The following is a 22,539-nucleotide window of genomic DNA, read 5'->3' as shown; positions in this document are numbered from 1 at the left end:
CACTCCTATTCCATATTGTGGAAAACATTCTGCACGTCGTCGTCCTCTTCAAACTTTTCGAGCAGTTTTTCAATCTGTGCGCGTTGCTCCTCGGTAAGCGTCTTTGTGTCGCGCGGAATACGTTCGAATTCGGCCGAATGGATCTCGAAACCGTTCTCTTCGAGATAGGATTGAATATCTGAATAGGACTTGAATTCGCCATAAAGGATGATATCGCCTTCATCTTCCTCCACCTCGTCGACTCCGTAGTCGATCAGCTCCAGTTCGAGATCTTCCAGCGATACGCCCTCTTTCGGAGATATCTTGAAAACACATTTGTGATCAAACAGGAACTCGAGGCTCCCCGAGGTGCCCAATGATCCGCCATGTTTGTTGAAGTAACTCCTGATATTTGCCACTGTACGGGTGGGGTTGTCGGTTGCGGTCTCAACCACAATGGCTACACCGTAAGGCCCGTACCCTTCGTAGACCATCTCCTTGTAGTCGGAGACATTCTTGTCGGTCGCCTTTTTTATGGCACGCTCGACATTCTCCTTCGGCATGTTCTCCTTCTTTGCCTGCTGAATCAGTACACGCAGGCGGGGATTGTTCTCAGGATCGGGACCGCCGTCACGTGCGGCAATGGTTATCTGTTTCCCCAATTTTGTGAATACGCGGGCCATGTTGCCCCACCGTTTCAGCTTTGTCGCTTTTCTGTATTCAAATGCTCTTCCCATATTTTTGCAATTGCCCTTCTTTAAAATAGTTATCTTAAGACCGCCCCCAGCTCCTTCTCCAAATTTTGCCGTATCCTTTGCATGACGGCGTCGATCTGTTTGTCGTTGAGGGTCTTTTCGTTATCCTGCAGTAGAAAGTTCACTGCATACGATTTTTTGCCTTCCGGCAGGTTTTTTCCTTCGTAAACATCAAACAGCGATACCTCCTTCAGCAGTTTGCGTTCAGTTCTTCTCGCCGACTCTTCAATGGCTGCAAAGGTGACGTTCTTATCCACAAGCAGTGCCAGGTCGCGGCTGACGGCGGGGAATCTGGATATTTCGGTAAAACGGACTTCGTTGGATGCGGTCACTTTCAACAGCATATCCCAGTTTATCTCTGCAAAGAAGAGATCGGTATCGATATCGAACTGCTTCAATATCTCGTCCGTGACGATCCCGAAGCTTCCGATCTGTTGATGGTTGATCCGGATATTCATTCCTGAAGCGTAGATTCCCGACTGGGCAGGTTCAACGGTGACCTGGTTGAGGGTGGCTCCCATCCTGGTCAGGATATTTTCGATATAGGCCTTCAGTTGAAAAACAGAAGTTGCCTTCTGCTCTGCCGCCCAGTTTTTAGGGTGACTTTCGCCACAGATCCAGAGAGCGAGGTGGGTCTCTTCGGAATAACCCGACAGGATCTTGTCGCCGTTTCTCCTCTCCGCATCAAAGAAGTAACAGTTGCCGAATTCATAGAAACGGAGGTCGTATCGTTTCCTGTTACGGTTGTAGGCAATACTCTCCAGTCCCCCGTAGAGTAGTGTCTGGCGCATTACCCCCAGGTCGCTGCTCAACGGGTTGATCAGTTTCACCCCATTCCGCTCCGGAAAATCGGCATTATTTTCATAATAGGATTTCCGGGTGAGCGAGTTGTTCATGATTTCGTAGAACCCGCTTGCCGTTAACTGTTCCGAGATAAGTGTCTGCAGTTTATGTTTTCGGTCGGTGGGTGTGTGATACGACAGGTTAGCCTTCAGTGAATCGCTGAAATCGACGTTGTTGTACCCGTAAATGCGGAGGATATCCTCGATCACATCCACATCGCGGGTAACATCTACCCGGTAGGTGGGGATGCTTAGGGTCAACTCCTCTTCCGTTTCGTTAACCGTTTCGATCTCCAGGCTCTGGAGGATACTGCTGATCACCTCTTTCGGGATTGCTTTTCCGATAAGTGAATTGACTTTGCGAAGTGACAGCACTACCTCGGCCCGTTTTATCTCTGCAGGGTAGATATCGCGTATCTCGCCTTCAATCTCACCGCCGGCAATCTCCTTGATGAGCAAGGCGGCCCGTTTCAGTACATAGACGGTGTTGGAGGGATCGGCACCCCGCTCGAAACGGAATGACGAATCGGTGCTCAAACCGTGACGGCGAGCCGTTTTCCGAACCCAGGTGGGGTTGAAGTAGGCCGACTCGAGGAAGATATCTTTCGTGCTTTCGGTCACTCCCGACTTCAATCCGCCGAAAACCCCGGCAATACACATACCCTCCTTCACATTGCAGATCATCAGGTCGTTTTCGCTTAGCTCACGCTCCTGTTCGTCGAGCGTTGTGAATCTGCTCTTCTCGGGGAGTGTGCGGACAATAACCTTGTCGCCCTCGATCTGGTCTGCATCGAAAGCGTGCATCGGATGCCCGGTTTCATGAAGGATGAAGTTGGTGATGTCCACTATATTGTTGATGGGACGTAACCCGATAGCCGAAAGCCTGTTTTTTAACCAATCGGGGCTCTCCTTCACGGTTACGCCACGAATTGTCAATCCGGAATAGCGCGGACAGGCGGTGCTGTTCTCTACCACCACATCAATTCCTCCTTCCGGTCTATCTGTTTTGAATGCTTCAACCGACGGTTTCGTCAGCGAGAAGGGTTTCCCGTTCTGCTTCAGGTAGGCAGCCAGGTCGCGTGCAACTCCGTAGTGCGATGCAGCATCTACACGGTTGGGTGTGATATCTACCTCCAGTACGAAATCGCTCTTCACATTGTAATACTCCTTGGCCGGCATGCCGACTTCCGCATCGTCTGGTAGAACAATGATTCCGTCGTGTGAGTTTCCGATCCCGATCTCGTCTTCTGCACAGATCATCCCGAATGACTCTTCGCCCCGGATCTTGGAACGCTTGATGGTAATCTCGTCGTCTCCAAAATACAACTTCGTGCCTACAGTGGCAACCACCACTTTTTGTCCGGCAGCCACGTTGGGAGCACCGCAGACAATCTTCAACGGCTCCGCATCGTTCCCTATGGTTACGGTGGTCAGGTGCAGGTGGTCGGAATTGGGATGGGGAACACAGGTCAGCACCTTGCCGATAACCAACCCTTCCAAGCCCCCCCTGATGGTTTGAATTTCCTCCACTCCGCCTGTCTCCAGACCGATGGATGTGAGTGCTACAGCTGTTTCCTGTGGTGAAAGATCGAATTGCAGGTACTCTTTCAACCAATTGTAAGAGATGTTCATTCTATCGTCGTTTGTTTTGACAACCCGTACTAGGGTTTTGCTTCTGAAAAAGTGTTCAAAATTACAAAAAAATACGATAGCTTCCCCTAAAGATTTGAAACTTTGTAGATCTTGATTTCTGATTCTGGCATGTTCTCCTGCCCCTATTGGAGATCCTTTGAACTCTCCTTGGGCGACAATCGACTCTCTGTCAGCGGTAATCCGCTTGCTTCTTCTCCCTTGCCGAAGTTGATCCAGGTCCATCTGTGCCAGATTGTCTCCAGGGGACCCTGTTTATGCTTGCTCAACCAGAAGCGGGAGAAGATCATCTGAAAGGAGAAGATGGCAATCCCGATCAGCAGACTGAATGTCCGTCCGCAGTATGGTGCCAGATACAATCCCACCGGGAAATAGATCAGCGCGCCAAAGAGCGACTGCGAGACGTAGTTCGTAAGGCTCATCTTTCCGTAGAAACGGAGTCCCGAGACCCGGTCCCTGAAAAATCGTTTTTCGTAGAGCAATACAAATGAGGCCACCAATACAAAAGTGAGCGACAGCTTGTACCAGATGTCGAAGATGAGACCGGCGGTCTGCTGTGTCATGGGATCAGACTGCAACAGCATCCTTTTTATCAGGAAGAAGAGGATAAAGGAGAGGGATGAAACCAGCAGGATTCTTCTCCAGATCTGCAGATTTTCCTGCGTATTGATAAAGAGTTGCTTCCTGCCGATATAGAACCCCAGCAGGAAGAGTCCGGCCGCCTGCAGGAAACGGCCCGATCCCAGGGCCCACATCAGGCTTACCTTCATTCCGACCGTGACGTTGACCCGGAGAAAGTCGAAAAAGGAGCCGTTCTTTGTGGTCTCAACTACCTGTTGGTGCAGCGAAACCGCACCGAAATCGGGCAGCTGATGGGCCGGATTGATGCGCGACAGCACATAATGGGTCCACTCAACCGGCTGAAGCATCAGGATGATGATCAGTGCCAGGACAGCTCGATCAGACCAGTTTCGACAGATAAAGAGAATAAGGGAAACGTAAACAAACAGCATCAGGACGTCGCCAGCAGGAAAGAAGGCCGAGTTGAAGACGGCAAAGAGGGCAAGCAGGAGCATCCGCCACAGAAAGCGGTATCCGAAATCCTTCCCTTTTTTCTTCTGGTTGGTATGTTGTATGTAGAAGGTAAATCCGAAAAGCATGGTAAAGATGGCATACGTTTTTCCGCTGAACAGGGTGAAAATGGTCTTCACGGTGAGCTGATCGAGCAGATTTAGCCAAGGGGAGGTCTGAACTGGAAATTCAGGAAAAAAGAAGTGGTCTACATTATGTACCAATAGAATTGCCATTATTGCAAAACCGCGCAGGGAATCTACTACTTCTATACGGCTTGTCTTGACAGTCGAGATTTCCATAGTGAACGACATGATTTTTAAAATGAATTTGCAAACTTAAGCATTTATTTAGAAAAACAAAGAAACTGGATAAAAAAAACGCACGGACAATCTGTCCGTGCGGTCAATATCATCAGCGCTTGTCTGGTCAGTAACCTCTTATCGCCTTGATTCCGGGGAGTACTTTCCCTTCGATCATCTCGAGCAGTGCACCACCACCGGTAGAGACATAGGAGACGCCTCCTGCCAGGCCGAACTTGTTGATGCAGGCCACTGAATCGCCTCCTCCTATAAGGGAGAAAGCTCCTTTTTGAGTAGCCTCCACGATGGCATCAGCCACTGCGCGTGAGCCTTTGTCGAAATTGTCAAATTCAAATACGCCCACGGGACCATTCCATAAAATGGTCTTGGAGTTCTTGATCACTTCGGCAAATGCTTTTTCGGTCTCGGGACCGATATCGAGACCTTCCCAACCGTCGGGAATCTCCTTTACGGATGCAAAGCCAGTTTTTGCATCGTTGCTGAAGCTGTCGGCAATCTTGGCATCGGTAGCCAGTACCAGGTTTACCCCTTTCTGTTTGGCCAGCTCAACGATTTCGTTGGCCAGCTCAAGTTTGTCGTTTTCAACGATGGAGGCGCCGATTTTTCCGCCACTCGCCTTTGTAAAGGTATAGGTCATGCCACCGGCAAGGATCAGGTTGTCTACCTTGTCGAGCAGATTTTTGATGAGATCGATCTTGGTGGAGACTTTTGATCCTCCCATAATGGCGGTGAAGGGTCTTTCCGTGTCCGACATCACTTTCTCCACTGCATTAACCTCATTCTGCATCAGGTAGCCGAACATTTTGTTGCCGGCGTCGAAGTAGTCGGCAATAAGGGCTGTGGAGGCATGTGCCCGGTGAGCGGTGCCAAATGCGTCGTTCACATAGACATCGGCATAAGAGGCCAGTTTCTTGGTAAACTCTTTTTGTGACTCCTTAACCGCTCTTTTTGCGGCAGCCACCTCCTCTTCGGTTGCAGTTTCAGGCAGACGGGGTTTGCCCTCCTCCTCGGCATAGAAGCGAAGATTTTCGAGCAATAGAGCCTCTCCCGGACGCAATGCGGCAGCTTTGGCTGCGGTCTCCTCTCCAATGCAATCGTCGGCAAACTGAACATCCACACCCAGTAACTCTGAAACCCGGGCCAGGATATGTTTCAACGAATATTTACCGGTTGGCCCTTTCGGTCGGCCCAGGTGTGAGCCGATTATCACGCTCCCGCCATCCTTGAGAATTTTCTTCAGCGTGGGAGCTGCGGCCCGGATACGGGTGTCGTCAGTAATCGTGAAGTTTTCATCGAGCGGAACGTTGAAGTCCACGCGAACGAATGCCTTTTTGCCGGCGAAATTGAATGTGTCAATGGTTTGCATAATCTTTTATTTTATGAGAAATATTTTATCGGAACGTATAAACAATCTTTTTCTAATTGAACCACAAAGATAGGGAAAATAGAGATTTTTTTCTTTAATTATCCAAAAAAATTACAGATTCCTGATTTTTACCTCGTAGGTGACCGGAACTGCTTTCTTGTACATGGCCAGTACACCGCAATAGTTTTCGAACGACAACCTGCATGCACGCTCCACCTTCTCCTTCGGCAGGTTCTCGCCTTCGAATTCGTAGACCACTTTCAGGCTGGTATACTGTTTGGGGTGCTCCTCGGTCATCTCCGATTCGATCTGGACGTTGAATCCCCTGATGTCGATACGCATCTTTTTCAGGATCTCCACCACATCGAGTCCGGTACAGCCTGCCGCGGCTACCAGCAGCAGTTTCTTGGGACGGGGTCCGGCATTGTTGCCGCCGGCATCTTCTGCCAGGTCGATTACCACGTTGTGTCCGTCGACATCGGTTTCAAAAATGTTGTTCTCTTTCCAGACAGTCTTGATAGAGTGAATCATAATGTTGAATATCTATTTGTTTGTTTTAGCACAAGTTCCGATAGCGGATGCTTGCGGAGGTTAAGTAATATGGTAAACAACGGAATTGATCCTTTTGTTCTTTTTAAAAAAAGTCATTTTGTTATGGCAAATTGTTATTTTGTTTTCTAAATTTGCGGTAAAATTGTTGCTGATGATTGACAAAAATGCACGAGTTTTACTTATCTATACCGGTGGGACCATCGGGATGGTTGAAAATCTGGAGACCGGTGCCTTGGAGGCGTTCAATTTCAGTCACCTGAAATCGAACGTGCCGGAGATGAGGCGTCTGCACTTCAATGTTGACGCCTATCTGTTTGATCCTCCCTTCGACTCGTCGGAGGTTGGCCCCAGGAAGTGGCAGGATATTGCCAGGGTGGTGGAGGAGAACTACGACGGGTACGACGGTTTTGTCATTCTTCACGGTACCGATACGATGGCATACACGGCATCGGTCATGAGCCTGATGTTCGAGAACCTGACCAAACCAATAATTTTCACCGGATCGCAGTTGCCAATCGGCAAGCTTCGTACCGATGGGAAGGAGAATCTGATCACCGCACTCGAGATTGCGGCCGACAAGGACAAGGATGGAAGACCCGTAGTACCGGAGCTCTGTATCTATATGCAGAACCTGCTGATGCGAGGGAACCGGACGACCAAGGTAAACTCGGAGAATTTCAGCGCCTTCAACAGTCCCAATTATCCCTATCTGGCAGAAGCGGGGGTGGGTATCCGTTATCACGACAAGTTCATTTTACAGCCCGATTACAGCAAGCCGGTCGTCATCAACTCCCGGCTCGACAACAATGTGGCCGTTCTGAAACTTTTTCCCGGCATTCAGGAACATGTGGTGAAATCGCTCCTGTCGGTTCCCGGTCTGCGGGGGGTGGTGCTGGAGACCTACGGTCTGGGGAATGCACCAACTGATCGCTGGTTTATTGATGCGTTGCAGGAGGCGATCGACAAGGGGATAGTGATAGTCAATGTGACGCAATGCCTTTACGGGAGTGTGGAGATGCACCGGTATGAGACGGGACAGCATTTGGAGAAACTGGGTGTTGTTTCCGGACACGATATCACTACCGAGGCGGCATTGGCAAAATTGATGATTCTGCAGGGGAACGGCAGGAGTCCCGACCAGGTGAGGGAGTTGATGACCGTATCGTTGAGGGGAGAGTTGACCGAGAGGTAAATTTCTTATCTTTGTCTCAGTTATCAACTTAAAAAAGGATGAGATGAAGAATCTGGACTACGGAGTCATAGGGAATTGCCGGACTGCGGCGCTGGTTTCCAGAACGGGGAGTATCGACTGGCTCTGTCTGCCAGACTTCGATTCACCTTCGGTTTTTACCCGGTTGCTCGACGAGGAGAAAGGGGGCTGTTTCGCTTTTCAGGTTTCTGAAGAGTATCGTGTAACCCAATCCTACCTGGGGAACACCAATATCCTCGTCACCCGGTTTGAATCTGTGGAAGGGGAGTTTGTCGTGATGGACTATATGCCCCGGTACAGAACAAGTGAACAGAAGTACTATCTGCCGCCGGAAGTGCACCGGTACCTTCGGGTGGTGCGCGGGAGACCCAGGGTGCGCATCCTCTATGATCCGAAAATGAATTATGCGGGGGAGGAGGCTCTCCATACCGTTACCCCCAACTACATAAGAACATCGTCTGTCGTCGACCCCGAAGATAAGATATATCTCTACTCGAGCGTCGATTTCAATACGATCCTGAACGGTGAGGAGATGGTACTGACCGATCACCACTTCTTCCTGTTATCGTACAACCAGAAACTGATTGCTGTAGACCTGAACCGGGTGCTGCTCGAGTATGAACGGACAAAGGTGTACTGGCTCAACTGGATCAACCGGTCGCGTCAATACAAGCAGTACGGGGATTTGATCAACCGCAGCATGCTGGTATTGAAACTGATGGCGTACCAATATTCGGGGGCTATGCTGGCTGCCCTCACCACCAGCCTGCCAGAAAGCATCGGGGAGACCCGTAACTGGGATTACCGCTTCTGCTGGCTGCGTGATGCCTCGATGTCGATCGATACGTTGCTGCACATGAGGCACCGGGGTACGGCCGAACGGTTTATCGGTTTTATCAAGCGTATCCTGAAATCGCGGGATGATACATTCCAGATCATGTACGGTATCAGGGGTGAACGGGAGTTGACCGAGCAGGTGCTGACTCACCTGTCGGGATATGAAAACTCCTATCCCGTGCGGATTGGAAATGCAGCCTACAACCAGTTGCAGAACGACTCGCTGGGATACCTGATGGATGTGATCTACAAGTACTATCTCTATTTTCCCGGTACACTGGATGAGGTGGAGGAGATTTGGGAGATGGTCAGAAACATGGTGCGGATGGTGATGAAATCGTGGCGTTCGCCCGATCAGAGCATTTGGGAGTTCCGGACGCGCGAATTGAACTTTGTCTTCTCCAAGGTGATGAGCTGGGTGGCACTCGACAGAGCTTCGCTGATTGCGGAGTTGCTGCATAAGGATCGTTATGCCGAATTGTGGAGGAGAGAGGCCGACGTCATCAAGGCGGAGGTGCATGAAAAGGGGTGGAACGAGGAGTTGCAAACTTTTACACAGGCCTACGAGAATGGTGATCACGACTCCTCACTTCTGCTGATGCAGTTTTACGATTTTATTGATGCCCGGGATGAGCGTTATGTGAAAACAGTGAAAGCGATCAAGGAGCACCTCTTTCATAACGGGTTGATGTACCGCTATAAATCGGAAGACGATTTCGGCAGACCGGCCTCGTCGTTCACCATCTGTACATTCTGGCTGATCGAGGCGCTTTTTGTGATCGGAGAGGAGGAGCAGGCGCGGGAGATTTTCGAATCGATGATTACCTGTGCCAATCATGTGGGGCTCTATAGCGAGGATCTCGATTTTGAGACCCGACGTCAGCTCGGCAATTTTCCACAGGCATATTCCCACCTCGCCTTTATCAACACGGCTACGCTCTTCTCGGAAGAGAAGGAGTTGTCGAAATTTATCCGCCCGTAGCAGTGTGTCGCTGTTTCGCTTCACCTGTTGTGGAAATCCTTGCGAACGATCCCGGATAATTCTCGTTGATAAAATCGATAAGCTTCTCGCGGACCGACACGCGTAAATTCCAGTTTTTTGAGGAGTTCTCGCTGCTTACCAGCACACGGATCTCTTTGTACCACTGTTTGCTGTCGGTGACCTGGATGTTTTGCACCCGCCCGTCCCAGTTGGGATCGCTCTTCACTATGGCGGCAAGTTTTTCCCGGAGCGGATCCAGCGGCAGGTCGTAAGAAACATACAGGAATACCGTTCCCAGAATGTTGGAGCTGGTTCTTGTCCAGTTTTGTATGGGATTATTCAGAAAATAATCGATGGGGACGATGAGTCGCCTCTCGTCCCAGATCTTTACGACCGCATAGGTGATGTTTATCTCTTCGATCCGTCCCCATTCACCTTCAATAACCACCACATCGTCCAGCCGGATGGGTTGTGTTATGGCTATTTGCACACCCGACAAGATCTGTCCGACACTCCGCTGTGCTGCCAGCCCTACCACGATTCCTAATACGCCGGCCGAGGCCAATAAGCTCATTCCCAGTCCTTTCACGGTTTCGAAACTCATCAGTGCGATACCGGTGAAAACGATCACTGCGGTTACGATAAGTACTTTCTCAATCATGTTCAGCTGGGTGAGTCGCCTGCGTGCAATCAGGTTGTCGGGCTGATTGACATCGAGTTTGTTCTGAAAATAGCGGAATATGGCACGGACTGCCTGGACTACCAGCCATCCGATGGAGAGAATCAGCAATATCTGGCCTGCTTTCTGCATGATGCCGTAGATCCGGCTGCTTTTATCTAGAAACGAATTGAAAAGATTGAGCAGAATGGAAAAAGTGATCCAGACGGATGGAACTTTAAAAAGCCGTACGATAAAATCATCGATCAGACTTTTGCTCCTCAATGCACGATTGCGCAATTTTTTGAAGATGATGTTGGATGCTAATGTGAGCAAAACAAACAGGACGATGAAGATAAGCAAAACAAAGAGGTGTTGCCACCTGTTTTCTGTTATCAGGTCAGTTACATTATTCATTTGATAAAAGATCAAAACAGTTACTTATTTAATCAGGTTTTCAAAAAAAGGTATTACCGAGGATTGAACCGGAATCCGGTATTTGGCCGTGGGTGAGAAACTTCCCACTTTAACGCTTATCCCGTCGGGAGGAAGGGCCCTGAACATCTCCTCGTCGGTGGTGTCGTCGCCGATGGCAAGGATGAAATCGTAGTTCCCTTTTTCCAGCAGCCGTTTTACTTCACTCCCCTTGTTGGTTTCCGGCGGCTTGATCTCCACAATCTTGTTCCCGGGAACGATCTGCAGGTTCAGCCGTGAAGCCGGTCCCATCAAGGCGTTTATCAGCTGTTTCTCACGCAGTTCTGCCAGCCAGACATCCACGTTCCGGTAATGCCAGACCAGGGTGGATTCCTTGATCTCCAGATAGGATCGTGGAGTTTTATCGATGGTGTGTTCCAATATCCCGAGAATCTCTTCATCCCAGGTTATCTTCTCCTGTACATTTCTGTACCATCTGTTGTTCTCCTTGAAAAAAGCACCGTGTTCGGCCGCGAAGTCGAGGTCGATACCCCTGAACCATTTGTCAAGTACTTGACGGTTTCTCCCGCTGTTGATCACCACCTTGTTTTTCTTGTCGGCCGTCATCCTCTTTAATAAATGTAACAATTTGCCGGAAGGGAGTGCCTCTTCCGGTCTTTTTGTGAAGGGCGACAGGGTGCCGTCATAATCGAGCAGGATCAATCTTGCGGTAGCCTGGTCATATCTCTCCTTTATCTGGGAGAGTTGTTGTTCACCTACAATCTTCTGGAAGATCTCGTTGTTTTGCCTGTTGATGTGGAGGAGTTCCGCTATAAAATCGTTGGCCCACTTCCTTACGGTCTGTGTAGATATCCGTTTCTGCATGTTGCGGAGCCGGAGCCGCTGCTCCTTTCCGGGCATGGTCAATGCCTGCAGCAGTGCCGATTCGATCTCCTGCGTATCGTTGGGATTGATGATGATGGCATCGGTCAACTCATTGGCTGCTCCTGCCATTTCACTCAGTATCAGTACTCCCGGTTTCCGGTTTTTGGTGGCAAGATACTCTTTGGCCACCAGGTTCATTCCGTCGCGCAGCGGCGTTACCAGGGCGATGTCGGCAATGTCGTAGAGGGCGACCAGTTCATTGAAAGGGAAACTTTGGTAGAAATAGTAGACAGGGGTCCACCCAAGGGTGGAGTAGATTCCGTTTATCTTGCCGATCGACTGGTCAATCTGGGTTTTCAGGTCGGCATACCGCTCAACGGCGTCGCGCGAGGGGACAACGATCATGGCGAGCGATACCTTTTTGTGGTACTCGGGATGGTTTTCAAGAAAGTTGGCAAAGCCTTCAAGCCGGTGGAGGATCCCCTTGCTGTAGTCGAGCCGGTCGACCGACAATATGATGGTCTGGTCTCCCAGCTCCTCGATCAGCCGCTTCGATATCTTTTTCACCTCCGGCAGGGAAGTGGCCTGATGGTACTGCTCATAGTTTATGCCCATCGGAAATGCATCCACATGTACGATTCGGTCTTGCAGGCAGATCTCATCGAGGTTGCAGTTCAGGTCGAGCACCCGGTAGACGGCACTGATGAAGTGACGCATGTAGTCGTGCGTATGGAATCCGATCAGATCGGCCCCCAGCAGGCCCTTCAGCACCTCTTCCCGCTCCGGAAGTACCCGGAAAAGTTCGTAGGAAGGAAAGGGGATATGGTGAAAATAGCCGATCATCACGTTGGGTCTGTTGTCGCGAATCTTCTTCGGCAGCAGCATCAACTGGTAATCATGTATCCAGACAATATCATTGTCGTCGATGAAGTTCAGTGCCTCCTCACAAAAGAGCCCGTTCACCCTCCGGTATGCTTCCCAATACTCCGCCTTGTACTGGACATATGAGAAGAAGTAGTGACACAATGGCCAGATGGTGCTGTTGCTGTACCCCTCGTAGTATGTCTCGATCTCCTCTCCGGTGAGAAAGACCGGATGGTAATTCAATGCGGCCAGCTTTTCGGTGATCTCCCGCTTCTCATCTTCGTTCTCGACATGGATTCCGGGCCATCCTACCCAGTGCATTTCTGCATCAATTTCCAGTGAACCCAACCCGGTGGCCAGTCCCCCTTCACTCCGTTTTACGATAAAGGAGTCATCGGTTCTCTCAATTTTTACGGGAAGTCGGTTGGCTATGATAAGGATTTTCATAAAATAGCTTTTTTGGTTGTTGCCACGATCGGTAAATTGAGGGTGTCGTACCCCCTTGAGTTGTTGCAACAGGTTGATACAGTAACGGTTGGATTGAAAAATCTTGTGCATGATTCAACCTCTTTTTTTTACCAATCTTTGTCTTATAACAGTTGCAGTTATGGAAAGATTATTCTTTAACATATTTTTTATGTTTTAAACAGGTGTTAGAGGCCGTTTCTCGTTCGAAACCCTAAAAAGCGGGTATTCTTTTGCCGTTTCCATATTTTTATAGTAATTTCGTCCTCTGATTTCTCGATTTTTCTTCAGCTCGTACGTAAAATCAATTCAATAAAATACATATTGTCATGACAAAAAAGAAGAACTATTTGACCTGTGACGGCAATCAGGCAGCGGCCCATATCGCTTATATGTTCAGCGAGGTGGCTGCTATCTATCCGATCACTCCTTCGTCGACTATGGCTGAGTATGTCGATGAATGGGCGGCTGCGGGAAGAAAAAACATTTTCGGCCAGCCTGTCCTTGTGCAGGAGATGCAGTCTGAAGCAGGTGCAGCGGGTGCCGTTCACGGTTCATTGCAGGCAGGGGCGTTGACAACGACATTTACAGCATCTCAGGGTCTGTTGTTGATGTTGCCCAACATGTACAAGATTGCCGGGGAGTTGCTTCCCGGAGTATTTCACGTCTCAGCGCGTGCCATCGCCGCGCAGGCCCTGTCGATTTTCGGCGATCACCAGGATGTGATGGCTGCCCGTCCGACAGGTTTTGCGATGTTTGCTACCGGTTCGGTGCAGGAGGTAATGGATCTGGCTGCAGTAGCCCACCTGGCTGCAATTGAGAGCCGGGTTCCTTTCCTCCATTTTTTCGACGGGTTCCGCACCTCACACGAAATCCAGAAGATTGAAGCGCTGACAAATGAAGAGTTGGCCCCATTGATCAATCAGGAGGCGCTGGCCGCTTTCCGGCAGCGGGCATTGAGTCCCGATGCACCCGTTACCCGGGGGACCGCTCAGAACGATGATATCTATTTTCAGTCACGAGAAGCGGCAAATCCATTTTATAACGCAGTTCCCGGTATTGTGGAGAAATATCTCGAAAAGCTGGCTGCAGTTACCGGCCGCAAGTACGGGCTGTTTGACTATTATGGCGATCCCGAGGCGGAAAGGGTTATTATTGCCATGGGATCTGTTACGGAAGCTATCCGCGAGGTGGTTGACTACAAAAATGCCAAGGGAGAGAAAGTGGGTATGGTGGCTGTTCATCTCTACCGTCCGTTCAAGGCGGATGCATTCCTTGCAGCCATTCCGAAAACGGCGAAGCGGATTGCTGTCCTCGACAGGACGAAGGAGCCCGGAGCAACCGGTCAGCCGCTCTACCTGGATGTGAAAGATTGCTTCTACGGAAAAGAGGATGCTCCGGTGGTTGTTGGCGGTATCTATGGATTGTCGTCAAAAGATACCACCCCGGGCCAGATTATCTCGGTTTATGATAACCTGGCCATGAATATCCCCAAGAACGATTTTACCATCGGTATCGTCGATGATGTCACCTTCAAGTCGTTGCCGAAAGTTGAGGAGATAGCGATGGACGAGACAACCTACGAGGCCAAGTTCTATGGTCTGGGTTCAGACGGAACGGTAGGGGCAAACAAGAACTCCATCAAGATCATCGGCGACAACACCGACAAATATGTGCAGGCCTATTTTGCCTACGATTCAAAAAAATCGGGCGGATTCACCTGTTCGCACCTCCGTTTTGGCGACAAGCCGATCCGCTCCACCTACCTGGTAAATACCCCCAATTTCGTGGCCTGCCACGTGCCGGCATACCTGCATCTCTATGATGTTACGGCCGGATTGAAGAGGGGGGGGACACTCCTGCTCAATTCGCTCTGGTCGAAAGATGAAGTAGGTAACCATCTACCGGACAATGTGAAGCGATATATCGCAAGAAACAACATCAAGTTCTACATCATAAACGCCACATCCATTGCCAATGAGATCGGTCTGGGCAACAGGACCAACACCATCCTTCAGTCGGCATTCTTCAAGATCTCCAACGTAATTCCTTATGAGTTGGCGGTTGAACAGATGAAGAAGTTCATCGTGAAATCGTATGGCAAGAAAGGGGAAGAGGTTGTGAAGATGAACTATGCCGCCGTTGATCGTGGTGGTGAAGTGGAAGAGGTAGAGGTCCCGATGGAGTGGGCCAACCTTGAGGTTGAACCGGTACAGGAGAGCGATGCTCCTGAATTTATCAGGAAAGTGGTTCAACCCATCAATGCCCAGCAGGGATATGATCTGCCGGTATCGGTTTTTGTAGGCCGTGAAGATGGAACTTGGGAACATGGTACATCTGCCTACGAGAAACGGGGTGTGGCTGTCAACGTGCCGGTCTGGAATCCCGACAACTGTATTCAGTGTAACCAGTGCGCCTATGTATGTCCGCACGCCACCATCCGCCCCTTTGTGCTTACCGAGGAGGAACAGAAAGGCTTGGGCGAGGATGTGGCACTGCTGAAGACGCAGGGAAAACAGTTCGAAGGAACCGCATTCCGGATCCAGGTGGATGTGCTTGACTGTCTGGGATGTGGGAATTGTGTGGATATCTGTCCGGGCAAGAGAGGCCAGCGCGCACTTGAAATGGTGCCCATCACCACGCAGTTCGAAAACCAGAAGAACTGGGATTACATGGTAAACAATGTGAGCAGCAAGGCCCACCTGGTGGATACCAAGCTCAATGTAAAGAACTCGCAATTTGCCAAACCGCTGTTCGAGTTCTCGGGAGCCTGCTCAGGGTGTGGTGAAACTCCCTATATCAAGCTTATCACGCAACTCTATGGCGATCGGATGATGATTGCCAACGCTACCGGATGTTCCTCCATCTATGGTGCATCTGCCCCCTCTACACCCTATACCAAAAACGAGGAGGGAAAAGGTCCGTCGTGGGCCAACTCGCTGTTTGAAGACAATGCCGAGTTCGGCTTCGGGTTTGTAATTGCCCAGGCAAGCATGCGGAATCGCATCAAGAGCTTGATGTTGAAGGGGATTGAGTCGACCGGTTTCTCCGATTCCCAGAAAGAGCTCTTCAGCCAGTGGATCGAAAACATGGAGAAGGGCGAAGCGGTGAAGGGCATCTCGGCCCAGGTTGTTGCCGCGCTTAAGGATACGGATAACGAGATTGGCCGTGAGATCCTCTCGCTCGAAAAGTACCTTACCAAGAAATCGATCTGGGTATTCGGAGGTGACGGATGGGCATACGATATCGGCTTTGGCGGTCTCGACCACGTGTTGGCTATGGGACAGGATATCAATGTGCTGGTGCTCGATACCGAAGTCTATTCAAATACCGGCGGACAATCCTCGAAGTCGACGCCTATGGCTGCCGTCGCCAAGTTTGCCGCTGCCGGAAAACGGGTACGCAAGAAAGACCTGGGCATGATTGCCGCATCCTACGGTTACGTTTACGTGGCACAGGTTGCCATGGGTGCCAATCAGGCGCAATACCTCAAAGCGTTGAAAGAAGCTGAAGAGTATAACGGCCCCTCTCTGATCATTGCCTACTCCCCCTGTATCAGTCACGGATTGAGGAGTGGAATGGGCATGGCGCAGACCGAACAGAAGAAGGCGGTTGAGTGCGGTTACTGGAGCCTCTGGCGTTACAATCCGAAACTGGAAGAGGAGGGTAAGAACCCCTTCACGCTCGACAGCAAGGAGCCTGACTGGAGCAAATTCAGGGATTTCCTGATGGGTGAAGTGCGTTACACTCAGCTGATGAAATCTTTCCCGCAGGAGGCCGATGAGCTGTTTGAAGCTGCAAAAGAGAATGCCCAGTGGCGTTACCGTTCCTACCAGCGTATGGCCAAAGCCCAGTATGGTCCGGTGGATGCCGAGGCTGTGGCAACGGAGGGATAACGGTTTCCATTTCTCCGGATCTTAAAAAAGCGATGCGTCGGAAGACGTTTCGCTTTTTTGCCTGATACATAGGTTTTCTCGTTACCGGTTAACGTCAAATATCGTATCTTTGTACCCATAAAAAGAGAGCACAATGAAAATCCAGATTATCAACGGTCCGAATCTCAACCTGCTGGGTATGAGAGAGCCGGACCTCTATGGAACTGAGTCTTTCCCGGCCATCTTCGAGAAGTTGCAGCGAGCGTATCCCGAAATTGAGTTGGATTACTATCAATCGAATGTTGAGGGGGAGATCATCAACAAGATTCATGAAGCGGGATTTGACTCCGCCGGGATTATTCTCAATGCAGGCGGGTACACCCATACATCGGTCGCGATCCGCGATGCGATCAAGGCGGTAAAGAGTCCGGTGATCGAGGTGCATATCTCCAACGTCTATTCCCGCGAACCTTTCCGTCATCAATCGATCATCGCACCGGTCTGTGCGGGGGTGATCGGCGGGTTTGGGATCAACTCCTACCGTTTGGCTGTTGAGGCTATACGGATAGCAAACAAAACCGATTAAAAAGTGTTTAATGGTCAGACAACGGATCTCTGCGAACAGATGAGATCGCTGACACCTGTAAATAAGAAATTCACAACAGAATATTAACAATGCTGAAACATACGAAGATTGTAGCCACTATCTCGGACAAGCGATGCGATGTCCCTTTCATTCAACAACTTTTTGACGAAGGGATGGACGTGGTCAGGTTGAATTCCGCCCATCTCGATCAGGAAGGTTTCCTGAAGATTATCACCAATGTACGTGCGGTGTCGGACCGGATCGCCATCCTGGTCGATACGAAAGGTCCTGAAATCAGGACAACTGCCGCCCTGGCTCCCATTGAACTTGCCACGGGCGAGCGGGTGAAGGTGATCGGTGACCCCCGTGGTATCTCCTCCAAAGAGACCATTTATGTCTCCTATCCCAATATTGCCGATGAGATGAAGGTGGAAGATGATATCCTGATCGACGATGGCGAAATCGACCTGAAGGTGATTGGCAAGGAGGATGACTGTCTGCTTTGCAGTGTACAGAACGACGGAACGGTGGGAAGCCGCAAGAGTGTGAACATTCCCGGCGTCCGCATCAATCTGCCTACGATAACCGATCGCGACCGCGACTTTATTGCATTGGCCGACAAGTACGAGGTGGACTTCATTGCACACTCCTTTGTACGCAGCAAGGAGGATGTATTGGAGGTCCAAGCCATCCTGGACGAGCTGAAGAGCCCGATAAAGATTATCGCCAAGATCGAGAATCAGGAAGGGGTGGATAATGCCGATGAAATCCTGCAGCATGCCTATGGCGTGATGATTGCCCGTGGCGACCTGGGGATCGAGGTTCCACAGGAGAAGATTCCCGCTATCCAGCGGATGCTGATCAGGAAGGCGATCAAATACAAGAAACCGGTGATTGTGGCTACCCAGATGCTCCACTCGATGATTGAGCATCCCCGTCCCACACGTGCGGAGATCACCGATATTGCCAACGCCATCTATTACCGGACCGATGCCATCATGCTCAGCGGTGAAACGGCATACGGCAAATATCCGGTAGAGGCGGTACGTACAATGACGAAAGTGGCTCACGAGACGGAGAAGACAAAACTTGCCGAAAATGATATTCGCGTGCCTTACGATTTCGATGATAACGAAGTGACCTCATTCCTGGCCAAACAGGCGGTGAAAACGGCGTCGCGACTGAATACGCAGGCTATCTTTACCGACAGCCATACGGGACGTACTGCTAGGGTGCTGGCTGCATTTAGGGGACGTAAACCGGTTTTCGCGATGACCACGACCCGTCGACTGGCACGGGAGCTTGCCCTCTCCTACGGTGTATGGGCAGAGTACCTGCCGGGTAAAGGGATGGAGAATACCAAGGAGAGCCGCAGGGCATATTATATGGCTGCCATCCGGAAAATGCTCGATCAGAAGATGCTCGATATGAAAGACAGGGTGGCCTACCTGGGTGGAAGCCTGGGAGAGACTGGTGGAACTACCTACCTCGATATCAACGAGGTGTGGAAGGTGTTGGAGGCAAACGAGAAATATAACCTGCCCGATTATACCCAATAGAGGATGGAGCGTAGACTGGAGGAGTATATATTGTCGCATATCGACGCAGAGCCCGACCTGCTTAGAAGAATTGAGAGGGAGACCCATGTCAGGATGCTTCGCTCCGGTATGATTTCGGGTCATCTCCAGGGCCGCCTGCTTACAATGCTGACCCGGATGATCCGGCCCGAGCGCGTGCTAGAGGTCGGCACCTTTGTGGGGTATTCCGCATTGTGTTTTGCCGAGGGGCTGGAAGATGGGGGCGAAGTGCACACCATTGAGGTTGATGATGAACTGGAAGATTATATCCGCTCAAATTTCAGCCAGTCGGAGTATGGCGACAGGATAAAGCTCTTTATCGGGGATGCGCTGCAGATTATTCCCGGGCTTGAAGACGAGGGTTACGGCCTTGCCTTTATCGACGCCGACAAGGAGTCATACTGGGAATGTTTCGAATCGATACTCCCAAAGGTTAAAAAAGGGGGATTTATTTTAGCCGACAATACCCTCTGGTACGGAAAGGTGGTGGAGGAGGTTGGAAGCAGCGACTGGGCAACACAGGGAATTTTGAAATTCAACGAGAGGGTGGCCCGTGATGAGAGGGTGGAGAAGGTAATCCTGCCCATCCGTGACGGAATTACGGTAATCCGGAAAAAATAGTGAAACATGGAATCAAACAGACTACAAAAGGTAAACCGGCTGATTCAGAAGGAACTTGGTGAAATATTCCTGATGGAGACCAAAAAGATGCCGGGTGTGCTGGTATCGGTTACACATGTCCGGGTAACTCCCGACCTGGGAATGGCACACACCTACCTGAGCATTTTTCCTTCGGAGAGAGGGAATGAAATTGTGCAGAACGTGAATGATAATGTGAAGTCGGTACGCTTTGCACTTGGGAAACGGATCGGTAAACAGCTGCGTATAGTGCCCGAACTGGTTTTTCACCTGGACGACTCGTTAGATTATATCGATAATATTGATAAATTATTGAAATAACGTGAACCTCCCGCTCTTTATCGCCCGACGCTATCTTTTCTCCAAAAAGTCGCACAATGCCATCAATGTCATTTCACTCATCTCAGTGGGCGGAATTGCCATTGCAACCATGGCCATGGTATGTGTGCTATCGGTCTTCAACGGGTTTGGCGGCATCGTGGAGGGAATGTTCAGTGCATTTGATCCCGACCTGAAGATTACTGCCAGGACGGGGAAGGTGTTTGATTACCATACCCCTGAGTTCGACCGGGCGTTACGGGTTGAAGGGATCGGGATGATATCGGAATCGCTGGAGGAGAACGCCCTATACAAGTTTGAGGAGCGGCAGGTGCCGGTGCTTGTGAAAGGGGTATCGGAAGAGTTCAGGCTGATGACCGAGATGGATAAGCTTATGGTGGACGGCAAGTTCCGACTCAGCGAGGATGTTGTAAACTATACCACGCTGGGAGCCGGATTGGCAATCACGCTGGGTGTAAGGGCCGGATTTATACATCCGATCGAGATATATGCCCCAAAACGCGACGTGAATGTCAACCTGGCCAACCCGTCGGCTGCATTTACACGTGAAGAGATACAGATTGGCGGTGTGTTCAGTCTCAACCAGCCCGATACGGACGACCGGATGGCGATTGTTCCCATCCACCTGGCACGCGAACTGTTCAGGTACGATAACGAGGTCTCATCGCTCGACATAAAACTGGAACCCGATGCATCGGCGAAGCGGGTAAAGTCGGCAATTGAAGCAGTATTGGGTCCCGATTTCCTGGTGGAGGACCGGTATGAGCAACAGATCGAATCGTTCAGGATGTTACAGATCGAGAAGTGGGTAACCTTCCTTATTCTGGCCTTCATCCTGCTGATCGCCGTCTTCAATGTGGTGGGATCGCTCTCGATGTTGATCGTGGAGAAGATGGCGGATATCGGAAGCCTGAAAAACATGGGCGCGGACAATCACCTGATCGCCCGGATCTTTCTCTATGAGGGGTGGCTGATCGCCTTGTCCGGAATCGTCATAGGTATTGCTACAGGGCTGATCCTCTGTCTGCTTCAACAGCACTTCGGGCTGTTACGGTTGAGCAATGTGCCTGGAGCCTACATTGTAGATGCCTATCCGGTAATTGTACGGTTCTGGGATATTGTAACCGTTTTTGTGGTGGTTGGCCTTATCTCGTTGCTGACCATCGTCTATCCCATCAACAACCTGAAGAAGAGGTTGAAGATTGCGGATGCCTGACAGAAATAACGACGATATATTACGCTGTTTTGCGGGGAGAGATGACCTGCTCTCTTGCCTCCATCTCCCTTGGCAAGCGAGGTTGGGATGTGAAAAACTTGCGAAAACTAAATAAGATTACAGATAATGAAGATTGCAGTTGTCGGAACAGGATATGTTGGATTGGTCTCGGGCGCATGCTTTGCCGAGATGGGGCTGAATGTCACTTGTGTAGACATTGACGAAGCCAAAATTGAAGGATTGAAGCAGGGAGTCATCCCTATCTATGAACCGGGATTGAAAAGTATCGTGATACGCAATTACGATGCTGGCAGGTTGCAATTTACAACCGACCTGCCATCGGTGCTGAATGATATGGAGATGGTTTTTATCGCCGTAGGAACTCCATCGGATGAGAGTGGCAACGCCGAGATGAAATATGTATGGGAAGTTACCGATACCATAGGTAACCATATCGAGAAACCGTTGCTGATCGTAACCAAGAGCACTGTTCCTGTGGGAACCTCGCACCAGATAAAGGAGCGGGTGCAGCAACGCCTCGATCAGCGCGGTCTGGGCAGCTTGCAGTTCGACGTGGCTTCCAACCCCGAGTTCCTGAAAGAGGGGGCTGCCGTGGACGATTTCATGAGTCCCGACCGTGTGGTGGTGGGTGTGGAGTCGGAACGGGCCAGGGAGCTGATGACACGGCTCTATCGTCCCTTTCTGCTCAATAATTTCCGTGTAATCTTCATGGATATCCTCTCGGCAGAGATGACCAAGTATGCCTCCAACGCCATGCTGGCCACCCGGATCAGTTTTATGAACGACATTGCCAATCTGTGCGAACGGGTGGGGGCAGATGTGAACATGGTGCGACGGGGGATCGGCAGCGATTCACGTATCGGTAAGAATTTTCTCTATCCGGGTTGCGGATATGGGGGAAGCTGTTTCCCTAAAGATGTGAAAGCGATCATCAAGGTGGCTGAAAAGGTGGGCTATGAGATGCGTGTTCTCAAGGCGGTGGAGCAGGTGAATGAAAACCAGAAGAGGGTGCTCTTCCAGAAATTCATGACCTTCTTCAACGGTGATGTGGCTGGAAAAAGCGTGGCCGTATGGGGGCTCTCCTTCAAGCCGGAGACCGATGACGTACGCGATGCTCCAGCCTTGCAGCTGATAAGGAGTCTCCTGGAGGTGAAGGTCAATGTGCGTGCGTATGATCCGGCTGCAATGGATGAGGCGAGGAAACAGCTGCACGATACAATATATTACGCAAAAGATATCTACGATGCAGCGAACAATGCCGATGCCCTGATTGTTCCTACTGAGTGGAAAGAGTTCCGTCTGCCAAACTGGGAAATTTTGAAAAAGATCATGCGTACGCATGTGATCATCGACGGAAGGAATATCTACAACAAGGAGGATCTCACTGCCTACGGGTTTGAATACCGGGGTATAGGGTTATAACAGTTTATAGT

The 22,539-nt window shown here is 50.4% G+C and carries 16 protein-coding genes; 9 read left to right on the top strand and 7 right to left on the bottom strand.

Translation table 11 applies throughout. The annotated features are described in order from the left end of the window. Nucleotides 1-5: 5 nt before the first annotated feature. The 5 genes from ING2E5A_RS12900 to ING2E5A_RS12880 form a co-directional block, all read right to left on the bottom strand. Nucleotides 6-716 carry a YebC/PmpR family DNA-binding transcriptional regulator gene (locus ING2E5A_RS12900; protein ID WP_071137757.1) on the bottom strand — a complete coding sequence of 237 codons (711 nt, stop codon included), beginning with the start codon at nt 714-716 and terminating at the stop codon, nt 6-8. A gap of 29 nt (nt 717-745) precedes the next feature. Further along, nucleotides 746-3,208, bottom strand: a complete 2,463-nt coding sequence (pheT, locus tag ING2E5A_RS12895) for a phenylalanine--tRNA ligase subunit beta (protein WP_071137756.1) — start codon at nt 3,206-3,208, stop codon at nt 746-748. Nucleotides 3,209-3,351: 143 nt separating this feature from the next. After that, nucleotides 3,352-4,599, bottom strand: a complete 1,248-nt coding sequence (locus ING2E5A_RS12890) for a DUF418 domain-containing protein (protein WP_071137755.1) — start codon at nt 4,597-4,599, stop codon at nt 3,352-3,354. 127 nt (nt 4,600-4,726) lie between these two features. Then, a complete protein-coding gene (locus tag ING2E5A_RS12885; protein WP_071137754.1) occupies nt 4,727-5,986 on the bottom strand; it encodes a phosphoglycerate kinase in 1,260 nt (419 codons plus the stop codon). Nucleotides 5,987-6,097: 111 nt separating this feature from the next. Continuing rightward, entirely contained in the window at nt 6,098-6,517 is a 420-nt protein-coding gene (locus tag ING2E5A_RS12880) for an OsmC family protein (protein ID WP_071137753.1), read from the bottom strand. A 172-nt stretch (nt 6,518-6,689) separates the two neighbouring features. On the opposite strand from ING2E5A_RS12880, the gene ING2E5A_RS12875 reads away from it, so the two are divergent. Both ING2E5A_RS12875 and ING2E5A_RS12870 read left to right on the top strand, forming a co-directional pair. Continuing rightward, the gene (locus tag ING2E5A_RS12875) at nt 6,690-7,730 is read left to right on the top strand and encodes an asparaginase (protein WP_071138366.1); all 1,041 of its coding nucleotides are present in this window, start codon (nt 6,690-6,692) and stop codon (nt 7,728-7,730) included. Nucleotides 7,731-7,773: 43 nt separating this feature from the next. After that, complete coding sequence (locus tag ING2E5A_RS12870; protein ID WP_071137752.1) at nt 7,774-9,567, top strand: glycoside hydrolase family 15 protein; 1,794 nt, start codon at nt 7,774-7,776, stop codon at nt 9,565-9,567. On the opposite strand, the gene ING2E5A_RS12865 is transcribed toward ING2E5A_RS12870, so the two are convergent. Together ING2E5A_RS12865 and ING2E5A_RS12860 are read right to left on the bottom strand one after the other, a co-directional pair. Next, nucleotides 9,554-10,642, bottom strand: coding sequence for a mechanosensitive ion channel family protein (locus ING2E5A_RS12865; protein ID WP_071138365.1), 1,089 nt, complete (start codon nt 10,640-10,642; stop codon nt 9,554-9,556). The genes ING2E5A_RS12870 and ING2E5A_RS12865 overlap by 14 nt on opposite strands. Before the next feature lie 24 nt (nt 10,643-10,666). Beyond that, nucleotides 10,667-12,835 carry a bifunctional alpha,alpha-trehalose-phosphate synthase (UDP-forming)/trehalose-phosphatase gene (locus ING2E5A_RS12860; protein ID WP_071138364.1) on the bottom strand — a complete coding sequence of 723 codons (2,169 nt, stop codon included), beginning with the start codon at nt 12,833-12,835 and terminating at the stop codon, nt 10,667-10,669. 347 nt (nt 12,836-13,182) lie between these two features. Between ING2E5A_RS12860 and nifJ the strand changes: the two genes are divergently transcribed. From nifJ to ING2E5A_RS12825, 7 genes are all read left to right on the top strand, one after another. Further along, the gene (gene nifJ, locus ING2E5A_RS12855) at nt 13,183-16,749 is read left to right on the top strand and encodes a pyruvate:ferredoxin (flavodoxin) oxidoreductase (RefSeq protein WP_071137751.1); all 3,567 of its coding nucleotides are present in this window, start codon (nt 13,183-13,185) and stop codon (nt 16,747-16,749) included. 133 nt (nt 16,750-16,882) lie between these two features. After that, a complete protein-coding gene (aroQ, locus tag ING2E5A_RS12850; RefSeq protein ID WP_071137750.1) occupies nt 16,883-17,314 on the top strand; it encodes a type II 3-dehydroquinate dehydratase in 432 nt (143 codons plus the stop codon). A gap of 89 nt (nt 17,315-17,403) precedes the next feature. Next, entirely contained in the window at nt 17,404-18,873 is a 1,470-nt protein-coding gene (gene pyk / locus ING2E5A_RS12845) for a pyruvate kinase (RefSeq protein ID WP_071137749.1), read from the top strand. A 3-nt stretch (nt 18,874-18,876) separates the two neighbouring features. Then, a complete protein-coding gene (locus tag ING2E5A_RS12840) occupies nt 18,877-19,512 on the top strand; it encodes an O-methyltransferase (protein WP_071137748.1) in 636 nt (211 codons plus the stop codon). Between the two features lie 6 nt (nt 19,513-19,518). After that, nucleotides 19,519-19,851 carry a 30S ribosome-binding factor RbfA gene (gene rbfA / locus ING2E5A_RS12835; protein ID WP_071137747.1) on the top strand — a complete coding sequence of 111 codons (333 nt, stop codon included), beginning with the start codon at nt 19,519-19,521 and terminating at the stop codon, nt 19,849-19,851. A 1-nt stretch (nt 19,852) separates the two neighbouring features. Then, complete coding sequence (locus tag ING2E5A_RS12830) at nt 19,853-21,085, top strand: FtsX-like permease family protein (protein WP_071137746.1); 1,233 nt, start codon at nt 19,853-19,855, stop codon at nt 21,083-21,085. Nucleotides 21,086-21,211: 126 nt separating this feature from the next. Further along, on the top strand, nt 21,212-22,528 hold the full coding sequence (locus tag ING2E5A_RS12825; protein ID WP_071137745.1) for a UDP-glucose dehydrogenase family protein: 1,317 nt from the start codon (nt 21,212-21,214) through the stop codon (nt 22,526-22,528). The last annotated feature ends 11 nt before the right edge of the window (nt 22,529-22,539 follow it).

Source organism: Petrimonas mucosa, from assembly GCF_900095795.1.
Lineage (GTDB): Bacteria > Bacteroidota > Bacteroidia > Bacteroidales > Dysgonomonadaceae > Petrimonas > Petrimonas mucosa.
Note: the sequence above shows the minus strand (reverse complement) of the source record. Positions and strands in the feature narration are given on the sequence as shown.

What these genes read in the sequence shown, in the direction of transcription:
- ING2E5A_RS12880 (WP_071137753.1), bottom strand. Translation starts at nt 6,517, where the DNA reads ATGATTCACTCTATCAAGACTGTCTGGAAAGAGAACAACATTTTTGAA.
- ING2E5A_RS12900 (WP_071137757.1), bottom strand. Translation starts at nt 716, where the DNA reads ATGGGAAGAGCATTTGAATACAGAAAAGCGACAAAGCTGAAACGGTGG.
- aroQ (WP_071137750.1), top strand. Translation starts at nt 16,883, where the DNA reads ATGAAAATCCAGATTATCAACGGTCCGAATCTCAACCTGCTGGGTATG.
- ING2E5A_RS12840 (WP_071137748.1), top strand. Translation starts at nt 18,877, where the DNA reads ATGGAGCGTAGACTGGAGGAGTATATATTGTCGCATATCGACGCAGAG.
- pheT (WP_071137756.1), bottom strand. Translation starts at nt 3,208, where the DNA reads ATGAACATCTCTTACAATTGGTTGAAAGAGTACCTGCAATTCGATCTT.
- ING2E5A_RS12865 (WP_071138365.1), bottom strand. Translation starts at nt 10,642, where the DNA reads ATGAATAATGTAACTGACCTGATAACAGAAAACAGGTGGCAACACCTC.
- ING2E5A_RS12860 (WP_071138364.1), bottom strand. Translation starts at nt 12,835, where the DNA reads ATGAAAATCCTTATCATAGCCAACCGACTTCCCGTAAAAATTGAGAGA.
- ING2E5A_RS12890 (WP_071137755.1), bottom strand. Translation starts at nt 4,599, where the DNA reads ATGGAAATCTCGACTGTCAAGACAAGCCGTATAGAAGTAGTAGATTCC.
- rbfA (WP_071137747.1), top strand. Translation starts at nt 19,519, where the DNA reads ATGGAATCAAACAGACTACAAAAGGTAAACCGGCTGATTCAGAAGGAA.
- ING2E5A_RS12885 (WP_071137754.1), bottom strand. Translation starts at nt 5,986, where the DNA reads ATGCAAACCATTGACACATTCAATTTCGCCGGCAAAAAGGCATTCGTT.
- ING2E5A_RS12825 (WP_071137745.1), top strand. Translation starts at nt 21,212, where the DNA reads ATGAAGATTGCAGTTGTCGGAACAGGATATGTTGGATTGGTCTCGGGC.
- pyk (WP_071137749.1), top strand. Translation starts at nt 17,404, where the DNA reads ATGCTGAAACATACGAAGATTGTAGCCACTATCTCGGACAAGCGATGC.
- nifJ (WP_071137751.1), top strand. Translation starts at nt 13,183, where the DNA reads ATGACAAAAAAGAAGAACTATTTGACCTGTGACGGCAATCAGGCAGCG.
- ING2E5A_RS12875 (WP_071138366.1), top strand. Translation starts at nt 6,690, where the DNA reads ATGATTGACAAAAATGCACGAGTTTTACTTATCTATACCGGTGGGACC.
- ING2E5A_RS12870 (WP_071137752.1), top strand. Translation starts at nt 7,774, where the DNA reads ATGAAGAATCTGGACTACGGAGTCATAGGGAATTGCCGGACTGCGGCG.